We start from the raw sequence: 13,404 nt of genomic DNA, 5'->3' as shown, positions 1-13,404 counted from the left end.
CTGTGCGCCGGATCAGGTCGGTAACCTCAACTCATCAGTGACGTCGACTCATGCGGTGACCTTGGCGACGAGCACACAGGCGTCGTCCTCGCGTCCGGCTCCGCCGAACTCCTCGACCACCGTGCGCAGGCAGTCCTGTGCGGTGCGCGCCGCGCCGAACCGCGGGGCGAGGTCGAGCAGGTGGTCCACGGCCGCGCTCGGGCTGTGCCCCGGCACCAGCCCGTCGGTGTGCAGGAGCAGAAGGTCACCCGGCCGAAGGGTCTCCTCGGCCTGTCGGTAGACGGCGCCCGAGGTGGCGCCGAGCAGGACGCCGTCCGGAGCGTTCAGCACGCGCCCCGTCCCGTCGCGGTACAGCAGCGGGGCGGGGTGTCCTGCCTGCGCCCAGACCAGGGTGTGGGTCTCGGGCCGGTAGCGGCAGCAGACGGCGCTGCCCAGGGCGGGCTGCACGGTGGCGTCCAGTAACTGGTTGAGCATGCCGAGCAGTTCACCGGGCCGGCTGCCGGCCAGCGCCATACCGCGTACGGCGCCGAGCAGCATCGCCATCCCGGAGGCGACGGCCACCCCGTGCCCGGTGAGGTCGCCGACGCTGAGCAGGGTCTCGCCGTCGGACAGTTCCAGCGCGTCGTACCAGTCGCCGCCGAGCGGTGTGCTCGTGGCCGCGGGGAGGCGGCGGGCGGCGAGGTCGAGGGTGCGTGGCCCCTGGTGCGGGAGCCGCAGGGAGCCGCGCCAGGGCGGTAGCACGGCTTCCTGCAGCTCGGCCGCGATCCGGTGCTCGGTCTGCTCCTCCTGGCGGTGACGCCGCAGCGAGTCACGGGTCTCGCGCACCGTCGTCCGGCAGCGGCGCAGTTCGCTGACGTCGCGCAGCACGGCCCACATCGAGGCCGTGCCGCCGTCGGCGCCGAGCACGGGTTCGCCCATCATGTGCACCACCCGCACGGAGCCCTCGGGCCGCAGGACGCGGAACTCCCCGTCGATGGGTTTGCCGTCGACCAGGCAGTCCGTCACCATCGCGGTCAGTTTCGGCCGGTCCTCCTCCAGGACCAGCGAGGGCAGTTCGTCCAGGGTGAGGGCAGGGGCGTCCGGGTCCAGGCCGAGGATCTGGTACAGCTCCCCGGACCAGGTGGCCTCGTCCGTCAGCAGGTTCCACTCCGCGCTGCCGACCCGGCTGAGCAGCGAGCCGCTCGGGGTGACGGCGGGCGCGGACCGGAGGGCAGGCGCCTCGTCCGGTCCGGCCGGCTCCGCCGCCGGTCCGTCCCGGAGCTGGGCCAAGTGCGCGTCCAGATCCTCGAGTTGGTGCAGCGCGAGGTCGTACAGGGCGCGCTGCCAGCGTTCCTCCGGGTCCTCACCGTCGCTGCGGGTGTCCCGCCGTACCGCGTCCACATCGCCCTTGAGTCGCCGCGTCTGCGTTATCAACGCCTCCACCGAGCCGGGTCCGGGTGGCTGGGCGGCTGGGCGGTCCGCGGAGACTTGGGACGGCATGACGCACTCCGTTGGGGGACGAGACGGTTGGGGAGGACGGGGGGACCGCTACGACTCTCGCACAGCCGGCGACGCCCCGTAAGGGATTTGGCAACACACGATACGGTGGTGCTTCCGGCATATGCCAGAGTCTTCCCGGAGCGATCCGCGCGCACGAATGACGTACGCGCCGAGCGGGCCAAGTCGTAGGAAAACTACGAGTGTTGTCTCGTCCGGACCGCTTTTCCTCGGCGCTCGCCCGAGTGTTCGCCGCTTCTGCGTTCCAGTGTGCGGGAAGCGACTTGTACCTGTCGAACTCTGACCGGATTTCGCGGCATGCGAGAGGCCTTCGCAGACTCCATTAAGGCATGGACGCCATCATTGTCGAACAGCCCGCCCAGGCCCGGCTCATCACCGCCGAGGACCAGGAGATCCCCGTGTCGGCCACACTGCGCTACACGACGGACGACCCATTGGCCGTCTTCGTGGACTTCCCGGCCGAGGCCGCCCTGGACGGCGAGGAGGTCACCTGGATCTTCGCGCGCTCCCTGCTCGACCAGGGGCTGCGGGCCCCGGCCGGCCACGGGGACGTGCAGATCTGGCCGTACGGCCCTACCCGGACGGTCCTGGAGTTCCACTCGCCCCACGGCCTGGCCCTGCTGCAGTTCCCCGCGTCGGCCCTGCGCCGCTTCCTGCTGCGCACGTACGGGGTGGTGGCGGCCGGGCATGAGGACCTGGCCGGAGTCGTGGAGCGGGGGCTCGGCGCCCTGTTCGGCGGGGTGTGAGGCGATCCCCCTGGGCAGCTTTGACAATCGGCACACGCACCGCGCCCTGCCGCACTCCGGTTCCTCACGGCACGCGCTACCACGGTGGCGACGAGTCCGGCCCGACCTGGCGCCGCTTGCAACTACGGCGACAACGGCTGCGCCTGCCTCAAGAACTTCGCCAATGCCGAGCCGGGCGACCCGCTGTACGACCGCGGCTCCTGGATCGTCCCCGACCAGGCCTTCTCCGAGCACCCCTACGCCCCGCCCGGCGACTCCACCGTCCTGTTCCTCAACTACGACGAGAACGACGGCAGGTGTCGTACAGGTCCGGGCGCGGGGCGAGGCCGACGGTCACCCGGACGCCGGTCTCCAGCGCCCGGACCCCCGCCTCGGCGACGACGGACGCGGCGTAACCGTCCCAGGCGCTCGGACCGGTGACCTCGCCCCGCCGGGTGGCATCCACCCAGGCCTGCACCTCGCGGTCGTAGGCGTCGGCGAACCGGACGAGGTAGTCCTGCGCCACCTCCTCGCGGGCGCCGCCCGCCGTGGTGACCACCATGGTGTGCTCGTCGCCGATCCGTGCGCTGCCCCGCTCGCACACGGCCTCGCATCGCACCTGGTACCCGAAGCCGCAGTTGACGAAGACCTCCACGTCGACCAGCGCGCCCCCGTCCGTCTCGAACAGCACGAACTGCGGATCCAGCAGCCCCTCGGGGGCGTCCGCGGACGGCGTGGGACGCAGCACGGTCACCGCCGTCAGTTCCTGCCCGAGCAGCCAGCGGGCCGCGTCGATCTCGTGCGAGACGGAGCTGTTGATCAGCATGGCGCTGGTGAAGCCGTCGGGCGAGGAGACGTTGCGGTGGGTGCAGTGCAACAACAGCGGGCGGCCCAGACCGCCGCCGTCCAGCAGCGACTTGAGCCGGCGGTACTCGGCGTCGTAGCGGCGCATGAAGCCGATCTGCGCCAGCCGGCGGCCCAGCCGTGCCTCGGCCTCCACCACCCGCAGCGCACCCGTGGAGTCGGGCACCATGGGCTTCTCGCACAGCACCGGCAGCCCGCGGGCGAAGGCGGCGAGGAGTGCCTCCTCATGGGCGGGACCGGGGGAGGCGATCAGCACGGCCGCCACGCCGGGCGCGTCGAGCGCGGCCACGGGGTCCTTGTGCACGGTCACTCCGGCGAGGCCGGCCGCGGCCTTCTCGGCCCGCTCGACATCGGGGTCGGCCACCGCCGCGACCCTGGCTCCGCTGACCACTTGGTCGAGGCGTCGTATATGGTCGGCCCCCATGTGTCCGGCACCCAGTACCGCCACTCCCAGCAGGTCACCCATGTGCGCGCTCCCTTACGCCGACGATCACGCCGTAGCGTATGCCGGGCAGGGAGCGCTGCCGGGGGAGTGTCCCGGACCTGACGGGTGTCTCAGTACCGCAGCACGCCGGCGATCCCGTTCGCGTCGCCCAGCGTGCCGTCGGGCACGAAGCGGACCTCGGCGCCGGTCTCCAGGCACTGCTCGACGATCTCGTCCACGATGTCCTCGCGTGCGTCCAGGTCGCCGGTTTCGGCCGGCACCAGGTGCTCGCCCAGTTCACTGACGGTCGCCCGGTAGTTCTCCTCCACGGCGAGCAGCCGCACCCGGCCTTCCCGGGCGCTCTGCCACAGCTCGTCGAGACCGGCCGCGTAGGTCCGGTGCCCGCGTGCCGAGGTCAGCTCCTGGACCACGGCCGTGGTGTCCTTGCGGGCCTCCTCCTCCAGCACCGGCCGCAGCGCCTGCCACACCGCTTCGGGACCGGCGTGCGCGAGCCCGCCGTGCGGGACGTGGACGGCGCACTTGGCGACGCTGCCGACCTCGTCCAGCAGGGACAGCGCCGCCTGCTCGCCGGTGACGTACAGCGGCCGGGGCTGCTCGCGCAGGAGGGTGCTCATGGCGGTGTCGGCCTCGCGCAGGAACTGCCGGGTGCCCTCGTCGCGGAAGGCGCTCTTCAGGTCGCCGACCTGCATCTGGCGCTCGGCGTCGAAGTTCTCCTGCCTGCGCTCCAGCGGGAAGCCGCCCGAGCGGTCCTGCACCACACGGTCCTCGCCGCCGCTCCACAGGGTGACGCGGTCCGTGGAGACCGACAGCACCCAGAAGGGGCGCTCGGCGGCCTGTGCGGCGACCAGGTTGCGGGTGAGGAAGGTGTCCGAGAGCACCACCCGCTCGGGGACGGTACGGGCCAGGGACCACACCTGGTGCTCGCCCGGGGCGGCGAAGATCACCAGGCCCTCCTCGGCGTGCGTCAGATCCACCTCCGCCAGCGCCCGGTCGAGCTGCGCCACGACTTGGTTGCGCCGCTCACGGGTGACGGCGGGATCGGACTCGAGGCGCCTGCGGGCCTCGGTGACCACATTGCGCAGCCGGACGGGATCCTGGCCGGCCTGGGGTTCGCGGCGGTGCGTGGGGGTCAGCACGGACACCGCCGGATACGGGCGCGGTCGCCGCAGTTCGGCGAGGGTCGCGGGACTCAGTGCGTGCTCCATGACAGCACGATAGGTCGGATTCACAGGTACGGCATTCGGGGTAATCCGGACCCGGGGTCGCTGTGGATCTCCGGGGCGGGGCGGTCGTGGATCTTCGAGACGGACGGTCGTGGATTTCCTTGGCGGACAACGGTGACGCGGTGCCCCGCGGGCGGTTACCGTACCGGCCAGTAACCGGACCGCAGTGCACCCCAGGAGGCTTGACATGCCGCAGCTCGAAGTCGACGGAGCGGCCCTGACCTACGACGACGAGGGTCCCCGTGACGCAACCGAGGTGCCGCTGGTGTTCGTGCACGGCTGGACCGCGAACCGGCGTCGCTGGGACCACCAGGTCGCGCACTTCTCCCCAAGACGCCGGGTGATCCGGCTGGACCTGCGCGGTCACGGGGAGAGCACCGGCGCCGGGGTGCGCACGATCGCGGAGCTGGCGCGGGACGTCCTGGCCCTCCTCGACCACCTTCAGGTCGAACGGTTCGCGCTGGTCGGCCACTCGATGGGCGGCATGATCGCGCAGACCATCGCCCTGGCCCACCCCGAGCGGGTGGAGCGGATGGCGCTGGTGGGCTCCATCGGCCGGATGACGTTCAGCCGTGGCCGGGGCCTGCTCATGGCCGCCTCCACCCTGGTGCCGTACCGGCTGTTCGTGGCCGCCAACATCCAGCGCGCCTTCGCGCCCGGCTATCCGCGCGAGGAGATCCGCGCACACATCCGCGCCTCGGCGGCGACCCCGCGCGAGGTCGTGATGACGCTGTACGGCGCGATGCGTGCCTTCGACGTCCTCGACCGGGCCGGGGAGATCCGCACGCCCACGCTGATGGTGCACGGCTATCACGACGTCCAGCTGCCGGTGCGGCAGATGCTCCGGTTGGCCAAGGCCTACCCGAACGCGGTCGTCCGCATCCTCGACGCGGGCCATGAGCTGCCACTGGAGAAGCCGGCCGAGCTGACCGAGGCGCTCGACTCGTTTCTGGCCGTGAAGGAGTAACACCCGGGCCGCTTGGCCAAGTTTTTGCCCGTGGCCGGTTCGCTGCCCTGTCGGCCCGCAGTCCCCGCGATCCGGGGATTTCGCGAAGGCAAAACCCGGCCGAAACAACGGGGGCGTGTGGGCCATTCGTGTTACGGCCGCGTTGACCGCGTCGAACACCTGACGGAGGCTCGTCATATAGGTGCTCGATACAACTGGTTGCTCCGGATGCGAGCCGGAGGCAGGAGGCAGCGCATGTGCGGCATCACAGGATGGGTTTCCTTCGACCGCGACCTGACCGCCGAGGCCACCACGTTGCATGCGATGACCGAGACCATGGCCTGCCGCGGCCCGGACGACCGCGGCAGCTGGACCGAGGGCCCGGCCGCCCTGGGCCATCGCCGGCTCGCGATCATCGACCTTCCCGGCGGCCGTCAGCCGATGTCCGTGGCCACCCCGGAGGGAACCGTCGCCATGGTGTACTCCGGGGAGGCCTACAACTTCACCGAACTGCGCCGCGAACTGGAAGGCCGCGGCCACCGGTTCACCACCGACTCCGACACCGAGGTCGTCCTGCACGGCTACCTCGAATGGGGTGACGCGGTCGCCGAACGGCTCAACGGGATGTACGCGTTCGCGGTCTGGGACGGCCGCCACGACAAGCTCGTGATGATCCGCGACCGCATGGGCATCAAGCCGTTCTACTACCACCCCACCTCCGACGGCGTCCTGTTCGGCTCCGAACCCAAGGCGATCCTCGCCAACCCGCTGGCCCGCCGCCGGGTGACGCCGGACGGGCTGCGGGAGCTGTTCGTCCTGGTCAAGACGCCCGGACACGCGATCTGGGACGGCATGCGCGAGGTGGAACCCGGAACAGTCGTCACCGTCGACCGCGCCGGCCTGTCCACCCGCGTCTACTGGCGCCTTCGGACCCGACCGCACACCGACGACCGCGACACCACCATCGCGACCGTGCGCTCGCTGCTCGACGACATCGTAAGCCGCCAGCTGGTCGCCGACGTCCCGCGCTGCACCCTGCTCTCCGGCGGCCTCGACTCCTCCGCGATGACCGCGATCGCCGCCCGGCAACTCGGCCGGCAGGGCGAGAAGGTGCGCAGCTTCGCCGTCGACTTCGTCGGCCAGACCGACAACTTCGTCGCCGACGAACTGCGCGGCACCCCCGACACGCCCTTCGTGCACGACCTGGCCGAGCTCGCGGGCACCGACCACCAGGACATCGTGCTCGACGCGCAGTCCCTCGCCGACCCCGCCGTGCGCGAACAGGTGATCCGCGCCCGCGATCTGCCGGCCGGCTTCGGCGACATGGACGCCTCGCTCCTGCTCCTCTTCCGCGCCATCCGCGAGAACTCCACGGTGGCCCTCTCCGGAGAGTCGGCCGACGAAGTCTTCGGCGGATACCTGCAGTTCTTCGACGAGGAGGCGCGCCGCGCCGAGACCTTCCCGTGGCTGGCGACCATGGGCCGCCACTTCGGCGAGGACGCCGACGTGCTGAGCGCCGACCTCACCAAGTCCCTGGACCTGGAGAGTTACGTCGCCGACGGCTACCGCACCGCCGTCGCCGGCATCGAACGGCTGGACGGCGAGAGCGACTTCGAGTACCGGATGCGCCGGATGAGCCATCTGCACCTGACCCGCTTCGTGCGCGCCCTGCTCGACCGCAAGGACCGGATGAGCATGGCCGTCGGCCTGGAGGTCCGGGTGCCGTTCTGCGATCACCGCCTGGTCGAGTACGTCTACAACGCCCCGTGGGCGCTGAAGTCCTTCGACGGCCGGGAGAAGAGCCTGCTGCGGGAGGCGGCCGCGGACGTCCTGCCGCGTTCGGTGTACGAGCGGGTCAAGAGCCCGTACCCGTCCACGCAGGACCCGCAGTACGCCCGCGCCCTGCAGGAGCAGGCCAAGGAGCTGCTCTCCCGGCCCTCGCACCAGGTCTTCGACCTCGTCGACCGCGACCGGCTCCGCCGGGCCGCCGAGCGCGAGGCACCGGTGAGCACCCAGGCGGCCCGGCGCGGCCTGGAACGCGCCCTGGACCTCGCGCGGTGGCTGGAGGTCTACGCGCCCGAGGTGATCACCGGCTGAGGCCGATGGCCCGGTCCGCGGCCGCCCGCGTGGGCTGCCACCACGTCGCCGCCGGCTCCCACACCAGGACGTGCCTGCCGGTGCCGAGCTGCGCGGGGGCGAAGGAGCGGCCCCGGTGGGTGGCCGAGGCGGCCACGGTCACGGTGTCCACCGGGCGGGCCTCGGGGTCCGCCGGGTAGCCGATGGTGCGGACGTCGGCGTAGGCGGTCTGCCCGGCCGCGAGCCGGTAGCTGCCGGTGCCGCCCTCGGGCGTCGGCAGCGCGGAGCCGTCCAGGTCTCCGAAGGTCACCGTGGGCACCCGGTCGACGACGCACGTGCGGGCGCCGTGGTTGGTGACGCTGAGCCGCAGCACGGTCGGATCGCCGGGCGCGGCCTTCGCCCGGACCGTCAGTGACTGCTCGGCACAGCGGACGGGCCGGGCGTGGTCCGCCGTGGCGGCCTGGCCCTGCGGCGCGGCCGGCAGCAGGCCCGCCACGGCGGCCGAGGCGGCTGCCGAAGCGCACCCAGCCAGTGTGACGGCCGGGGAGGCGCGGGAGGCAGTACCGGATTCATGCCCGTTGCCCGGGTGTGCGCCTGCTGTCACCAGTTGGTGGCGTTCGTGGTGGCGCTCCAGTTGTTGCCGTCCGCCGGGCAGGAGCTGCCGTTCGGCGGCAGGGAGCCGTAGAGCAGGAAGTCGTCGATCTTCTGGTGCACGCACTTGGAGGAGGTGTAGCCGGTGTGGCCGTCGCCCTTGTTGTCGAGCACGACCGCCGACGAACCGAGCCGTGCGGCCGTCTCGACCGTCCACCGGTAGGGCGTCGCCGGGTCGCCGCGCGTGCCCACGAGCAGCATCCTCGCCGAGTGGACGTCCTTCACCCGGTCGCGGATGAAGTCGGTGCCCTTGGGACGGCCGTAGCACATGAGCAGTTCGGTCAGCCGGTAGCGGCCGAAGACCGGTGAAGCCTGCTCGTACTCGGCCCGCAGGTGCTTCAGGTCCTTGGTGATCTGCGCCGCGTCGGGCCGGTCGGGGTCGTCGGCGCAGTTGATCGCCATCAGGGCGGCCTCCAGGTTGTCCGCCGGCACGTTCTGCGGATCGACCAGACCGTCGTTGCGGTGGCCGCCGACGGGCAGACCGGAGCCCGAGGTGGCGAAGTTCAGCACGCCCCGGGTGTCGCCGTCCTGGACCAGCGAGGCCAGGGCGCGCTCCAGGGATGGCCACTGCTGCTTGCTGTAGAGGGCCTGCCCGATGGCGCCGACCAGGTCCTGTCCGGAGAACGAGCCGCCGAAGTCCGACGGGACCGGATTGGCGTCGAGTGAGTGCACGAGGGCGACCACCTGGTCCCCGGCCACACGCCGGTCCTGCCCGAATGGACACGCGATGTCTGTCATACACCAGTCCAGGAAATCGTCCAGCGCGGTCTGCTGCCCCTCGGCGCCGGCCACCCCTTGCTCGGACAGCGGCTCGGTCAGGGTGTCCACGCCGTCGAGGGCCAGCCGGCCGACCTTGTGCGGGAACTGTGCCGCGTACACCGCGCCGAGCCGCGTTCCATAGGAGAAACCGAGGTAGTTGAGCTTCTTGTCGCCGAGGGCCTGGCGGATGACGTCCAGGTCGCGGGAGGCGTTCACGGTACCTATGTGGGGCAGCACCGGGCCGGAGTGCCGGGCGCATTCACCGGCGGCCTTGCGCAACTTCGCGAGCAGCGTCTGTGGATGGTCGAGGGCGGTCTCGTCGTCCATCGCGGACGAGGCCTCGTCGCTGCCGTCGCCGCAGCTTACGGGGGAGGAGCGGCCGACGCCGCGCGGGTCGAAGCTGACCACGTCGTAGCCGTTGGTCAGGTCCATGAACCGCTTGCCCTCGGTGGCGAGTTCGGGAATGCCCGCACCGCCCGGGCCGCCGAAGTTCAGCAGCACCGAGCCCTGTTTCTTCCCGGTCGCCTGGTAGCGGGCGAGGGCCACGTCGAGCGTGCCCGCGCGGGGCCGTGCGTAGTCGAGCGGCACGGTGACCTTCCCGCACTGGAGGTCCTTCGGCATGTCCGGGCCCTTGCAGGCCGCCCAGGTCACCTTCTGCTGATAGAAGCGGGACAGGCCGGACTGTGGCCGGCCGGTCGCGGGCAGTCCGGCGCCGAGCAGCGCCAGGGCGAGGGCTCCGGTGCCCGCGCAGCGCCGCACGGCGGGCCGTGTGCACAGCTTGACCAGCATCGAAAGCCTCCCGGGACGCCTGTCGCGGACCGGGGGACGGCGGGAGGGCGCCCTCGGATCACCATAAGCGGGCTCCGGACGGCCCGCCTCCCGGCGGGCGGGACGGCGCCCCGCACCGTATTCTCCGCACCTCTTGCCCGTTATCGATCACCGAGCGTCTTTACAAGCAGTTCGATAACTCTGTCGCTCGACGGGGTGAAAGGCCGATAAGCCATAACTCGGATGGTTCGTCTGCGTTTTACGGGGTGCGGGTGACTGCCCGTGACGAATTGTGGAAGGCAGGGAACCTATGAGACGGGCTACCCGTAACGGTGTGATCGCCGTCGCCGCCGCCTCCGGAGCGATGGCCGTGGCACTGCCGGTGTCCGCCGCCTTCGCCGCCGAGGGTGCCGCCGCCGACGGCTCCGCGGCCGGCTCGCCCGGGCTGATTTCCGGCAACGGTATCCAGCTCCCGGTGCATGTGCCGGTGAACGTGTGCGGCAACACCGTGAACGTGGTGGGGCTGCTCAACCCGGCCGCCGGCAACGCCTGTGAGAACCGCTCCGGTCACGACGCCGCGCAAGGCGCGTCGGCGACGTCCGGCGGCGCCTCTGCCCACGGCGCCGCGCAGGGCTCGCCCGGCGTGCTCTCCGGCAACGGCGTCCAGCTCCCCGTCGACCTGCCGGTGAACGTCAGCGGCAACAGCGTCGACGTGGTCGGGGTGGGCAACCCGGCCGAGGGCAACCGGTCGGACAACGGTCCCGGCGACCATCCCCGTACCCCCCGAAACCCGGCCCCGAAGCCCCCGGCCCCCACCCGGCACCAGCCCCGCCCGCACACCCCGCGCCCGGTCGCCCCGCCGAGGACGTCCGCGCTGGCCCACACCGGTACCGACGGCACCGTGCCCACCGTCGCCGGCAGCGCCGCGCTCCTCCTCACCGGCACCGTCCTCTACCGTCGCTTCCGCCCCGGGCGCACCTACTGACCCACCCCCCTCCCAAGGCCCCACCGGACGCCGGCCCGGTGGGGCCTCGCCGGGTGGGTCCGGGCAGTGCCGCACGGTGCAGTAGGTTGATCGGGTGACGGACGGCATACGAGAGCGATGACGAGCGTTGCCGCGCCGGGTGCGCTGGGCCCTCGTGGTGTACGCGAGCGGATTCCTGGAGGGACCTGCGCCCATGTCCTCCACCTGGTGCGCGGCGGACTTCGCGCCTACGCCACCTTCGGCCCCCTTCCGCCGGCGGGTGTTTGCCCATCATCCTCTTCGGGGCGTTCGTCCTCGCGTCGCTGCTTCCCCTGCTGCGCGCCCCGGCCGGTGGCCGGGCCGTGCGCAACGGCTGATCTTCCCGTGGCGCGGCCCCCGTTGATCCGGAAGGATGCGGCACGGCAGTCCGGTCCCGACGGAAATGGAGCGCATCGATGACCCCTGCGGCCCCCCACGACCTCGTCGTCTCCCCGGCCACCCTCGCCGACTGGCCGGTGATCTCCGGATGGGCGGCGGCGGAGGGCTGGAATCCCGGACTGTCCGACGGGTCCGCGTTCTTCGCGCAGGATCCGGACGGGTTCTTCCTCGGCCGGATCGACGGGGAGCCGGTGTCGGCCATCTCCGTGGTGAACTACGGCCCGGATTACGCCTTCCTGGGCTGCTACCTGGTCCGCCCCGACCTGCGCGGCCACGGCCACGGCCTCACCACCTGGAAGACCGCCCTCGCCCACGCCGGCAACCGCACCATCGGCCTGGACGGCGTCGTCGCCCAGCAGGACAACTACCGCCTGTCAGGGTTCGAACTCGCCTACCGCACCATCCGGTACACCGGTACGGCCCCGCAGCGCGAGACGCCTGCCGGTGTCCGTCCGGCCGGGCCCGCCGACCTCCCCGCGATCACCGCCTACGACAGCTCCTGCTACCCGGCCGACCGGCCACGCTTCCTCGCCGAGTGGCTCACCGGCCCCGGACACCGGGCCTTCGTCCGCCACGACGGCGTCCGCCTCACCGGTTACGGCGTGCTCCGCCCCGGCCACGACACTCTGCGCATCGGCCCCCTCTTCGCTGACACCGCCGCCGACGCCCGCGCCCTGTTCGCCGCCCTCACGGCCGAGGCCGCGGGAGGCGAGGTGGCCATCGACGTGCCCGAGCCGAACGCGGCCGGTGTCGCCCTCGCCGAAGAGGCCGGTTTCCAGGCCTCGTTCGAGACCGCCCGCATGTACACCGGACCGGTCCGGGAGCATGCCCGGCACCGGGTGTTCGGCGTCACCACGCTCGAACTCGGCTGATAGTCGGGGGCGTTGCCTCAGGTCGCGGCGGTGCAGCTCCCGTACCTCCGTTCCTGCACCCCGGACGCGGCGCCAACGGCTACCGCAGCTGACCCGAGTCCGCGGTCGCCGGCGTCCAGCAGATCCGCGGGCTGCTGGATTCCGGCCTGACCACCGAGATGATCCGGGCGATCCTGCCGTACCTCTCGCGACCCGGGCGAACGGCACCCGCCCGCCGAGTGCGTGACCCCCGAGACGGCCGCCCCGCTCCAGGGGCACATCGGCCGCATCCAGCCCCGCATCGACTGCCTGGCCCGCAACCGCGACCGGCTCAGCGCCTACCTGGCCGCCGTACGCCCGCAGGCGGTGCGGGCTAATTCCGTTGCCCCGGGTTGGTCCGGCATGATCGAGTCGGGGCATGGATCACTCGGCGGTGCTCGCCCTCTACGACCGGGACATGCGCGAGAACGCGACTCCCGACGGCCCCGGTGCCCGCATCGAACGGACCGGCGCGGTGGTGCGTCATGTCGCGGACGCGCAGGGATGGAACGGTGTGCTCTGGTCCGGTCTGGACGCGGCCGGCGCGGACCGGGCGATCCACGACCAGATCGCGTACTTCACCGGCCTCGGCCGCGACTTCGAGTGGAAGCACTACGGCCACGACCGGCCGGACGACCTCGGCGCCCGGCTCCTCGCCGCCGGATTCCGGGCCGAGCCCGAGGAGACGCTGATGGCCGCCGAGACCGGCCGGCTCGCCATGGACGCCGAACCTCCCGAGGGCATCCGTCTCGTGCAGGCCACCGACGCGGCCGGCGTCGACCTCGTGGTGGAGGTCCACGAGAAGGCGTTCGGCACCGACGGCAGCCGGCTGCGGCACCGGCTGCTCGCCGGCCTGGCCGCCGACCCCTGCACGGTCGTGGCCGTGGTCGCGCTGGCCGGGGACGAACCCGTGAGCGCCGCCCGGATGGAGCTGGTGCCCGGGACCCGGTTCGCCGGGCTGTGGGGCGGCGGCACCGTCGAGTCCTGGCGGGGTCGGGGCGTCTACCGCGCTCTGGTCGCCCACCGCGCCCGCGTCGCCGCCGCCCACGGCTACCGCTACCTCCAGGTCGACGCCTCGCCCATGAGCCGCCCGATCCTGGAGCGCCTCGGCTTTCATGCCCTGAGCACCACCACCCCGTACCTCTACGAGGGCTGACT

11 protein-coding genes are annotated in these 13,404 nt (G+C 72.0%); 6 read left to right on the top strand and 5 right to left on the bottom strand.

The window, feature by feature from the left end; translation table 11 throughout:
* Positions 1-48 precede the first annotated feature (48 nt).
* Positions 49-1,479 carry a PP2C family protein-serine/threonine phosphatase gene (locus ACZ418_RS30290; RefSeq protein ID WP_468369207.1) on the bottom strand — a complete coding sequence of 477 codons (1,431 nt, stop codon included), beginning with the start codon at positions 1,477-1,479 and terminating at the stop codon, positions 49-51.
* 347 nt (positions 1,480-1,826) lie between these two features.
* Here ACZ418_RS30290 and ACZ418_RS30285 point away from each other — a divergent pair, with 347 nt between their 5' ends.
* Positions 1,827-2,243: an SsgA family sporulation/cell division regulator gene (locus tag ACZ418_RS30285; protein ID WP_468369205.1), complete on the top strand. Its 417-nt coding sequence runs from the start codon at positions 1,827-1,829 to the stop codon at positions 2,241-2,243.
* 271 nt (positions 2,244-2,514) lie between these two features.
* Here ACZ418_RS30285 and ACZ418_RS30280 read toward each other — a convergent pair whose 3' ends face one another.
* Positions 2,515-3,552, bottom strand: a complete 1,038-nt coding sequence (locus tag ACZ418_RS30280) for a Gfo/Idh/MocA family protein (RefSeq protein ID WP_468369203.1) — start codon at positions 3,550-3,552, stop codon at positions 2,515-2,517.
* A gap of 89 nt (positions 3,553-3,641) precedes the next feature.
* The gene (locus ACZ418_RS30275) at positions 3,642-4,736 is read right to left on the bottom strand and encodes a baeRF3 domain-containing protein (RefSeq protein WP_468369201.1); all 1,095 of its coding nucleotides are present in this window, start codon (positions 4,734-4,736) and stop codon (positions 3,642-3,644) included.
* 205 nt (positions 4,737-4,941) lie between these two features.
* Between ACZ418_RS30275 and ACZ418_RS30270 the strand changes: the two genes are divergently transcribed.
* Both ACZ418_RS30270 and asnB read left to right on the top strand, forming a co-directional pair.
* Positions 4,942-5,721 carry an alpha/beta fold hydrolase gene (locus ACZ418_RS30270; protein WP_468369198.1) on the top strand — a complete coding sequence of 260 codons (780 nt, stop codon included), beginning with the start codon at positions 4,942-4,944 and terminating at the stop codon, positions 5,719-5,721.
* A gap of 234 nt (positions 5,722-5,955) precedes the next feature.
* Complete coding sequence (asnB, locus tag ACZ418_RS30265) at positions 5,956-7,797, top strand: asparagine synthase (glutamine-hydrolyzing) (RefSeq protein ID WP_468369194.1); 1,842 nt, start codon at positions 5,956-5,958, stop codon at positions 7,795-7,797.
* On the opposite strand, the gene ACZ418_RS30260 is transcribed toward asnB, so the two are convergent.
* Together ACZ418_RS30260 and ACZ418_RS30255 are read right to left on the bottom strand one after the other, a co-directional pair.
* Entirely contained in the window at positions 7,787-8,272 is a 486-nt protein-coding gene (locus ACZ418_RS30260; protein WP_468369191.1) for a DUF4232 domain-containing protein, read from the bottom strand. The two genes, asnB and ACZ418_RS30260, sit on opposite strands and share 11 nt — an antisense overlap.
* A gap of 104 nt (positions 8,273-8,376) precedes the next feature.
* Positions 8,377-9,975, bottom strand: a complete 1,599-nt coding sequence (locus tag ACZ418_RS30255; protein WP_468369188.1) for an alpha/beta hydrolase — start codon at positions 9,973-9,975, stop codon at positions 8,377-8,379.
* A 289-nt stretch (positions 9,976-10,264) separates the two neighbouring features.
* On the opposite strand from ACZ418_RS30255, the gene ACZ418_RS30250 reads away from it, so the two are divergent.
* From ACZ418_RS30250 to ACZ418_RS30240, 3 genes are all read left to right on the top strand, one after another.
* The gene (locus ACZ418_RS30250; RefSeq protein ID WP_468369185.1) at positions 10,265-10,939 is read left to right on the top strand and encodes a chaplin; all 675 of its coding nucleotides are present in this window, start codon (positions 10,265-10,267) and stop codon (positions 10,937-10,939) included.
* 434 nt (positions 10,940-11,373) lie between these two features.
* Positions 11,374-12,228: a GNAT family N-acetyltransferase gene (locus ACZ418_RS30245; protein ID WP_468369182.1), complete on the top strand. Its 855-nt coding sequence runs from the start codon at positions 11,374-11,376 to the stop codon at positions 12,226-12,228.
* A gap of 397 nt (positions 12,229-12,625) precedes the next feature.
* Positions 12,626-13,402: a GNAT family N-acetyltransferase gene (locus tag ACZ418_RS30240; RefSeq protein ID WP_468369180.1), complete on the top strand. Its 777-nt coding sequence runs from the start codon at positions 12,626-12,628 to the stop codon at positions 13,400-13,402.
* The last annotated feature ends 2 nt before the right edge of the window (positions 13,403-13,404 follow it).

The sequence above is a fragment of the Streptomyces sp. NPDC030820 genome (assembly GCF_055572075.1).
The sequence above is the reverse complement of the archived record's forward strand: the minus strand, read 5'-3'. Positions and strand labels throughout refer to the sequence as shown.

What these genes read in the sequence shown, in the direction of transcription:
- ACZ418_RS30290 (WP_468369207.1), bottom strand. Translation starts at nt 1,479, where the DNA reads ATGCCGTCCCAAGTCTCCGCGGACCGCCCAGCCGCCCAGCCACCCGGA.
- ACZ418_RS30285 (WP_468369205.1), top strand. Translation starts at nt 1,827, where the DNA reads ATGGACGCCATCATTGTCGAACAGCCCGCCCAGGCCCGGCTCATCACC.
- ACZ418_RS30280 (WP_468369203.1), bottom strand. Translation starts at nt 3,552, where the DNA reads ATGGGTGACCTGCTGGGAGTGGCGGTACTGGGTGCCGGACACATGGGG.
- ACZ418_RS30275 (WP_468369201.1), bottom strand. Translation starts at nt 4,736, where the DNA reads ATGGAGCACGCACTGAGTCCCGCGACCCTCGCCGAACTGCGGCGACCG.
- ACZ418_RS30270 (WP_468369198.1), top strand. Translation starts at nt 4,942, where the DNA reads ATGCCGCAGCTCGAAGTCGACGGAGCGGCCCTGACCTACGACGACGAG.
- asnB (WP_468369194.1), top strand. Translation starts at nt 5,956, where the DNA reads ATGTGCGGCATCACAGGATGGGTTTCCTTCGACCGCGACCTGACCGCC.
- ACZ418_RS30255 (WP_468369188.1), bottom strand. Translation starts at nt 9,975, where the DNA reads ATGCTGGTCAAGCTGTGCACACGGCCCGCCGTGCGGCGCTGCGCGGGC.
- ACZ418_RS30250 (WP_468369185.1), top strand. Translation starts at nt 10,265, where the DNA reads ATGAGACGGGCTACCCGTAACGGTGTGATCGCCGTCGCCGCCGCCTCC.
- ACZ418_RS30245 (WP_468369182.1), top strand. Translation starts at nt 11,374, where the DNA reads ATGACCCCTGCGGCCCCCCACGACCTCGTCGTCTCCCCGGCCACCCTC.
- ACZ418_RS30240 (WP_468369180.1), top strand. Translation starts at nt 12,626, where the DNA reads ATGGATCACTCGGCGGTGCTCGCCCTCTACGACCGGGACATGCGCGAG.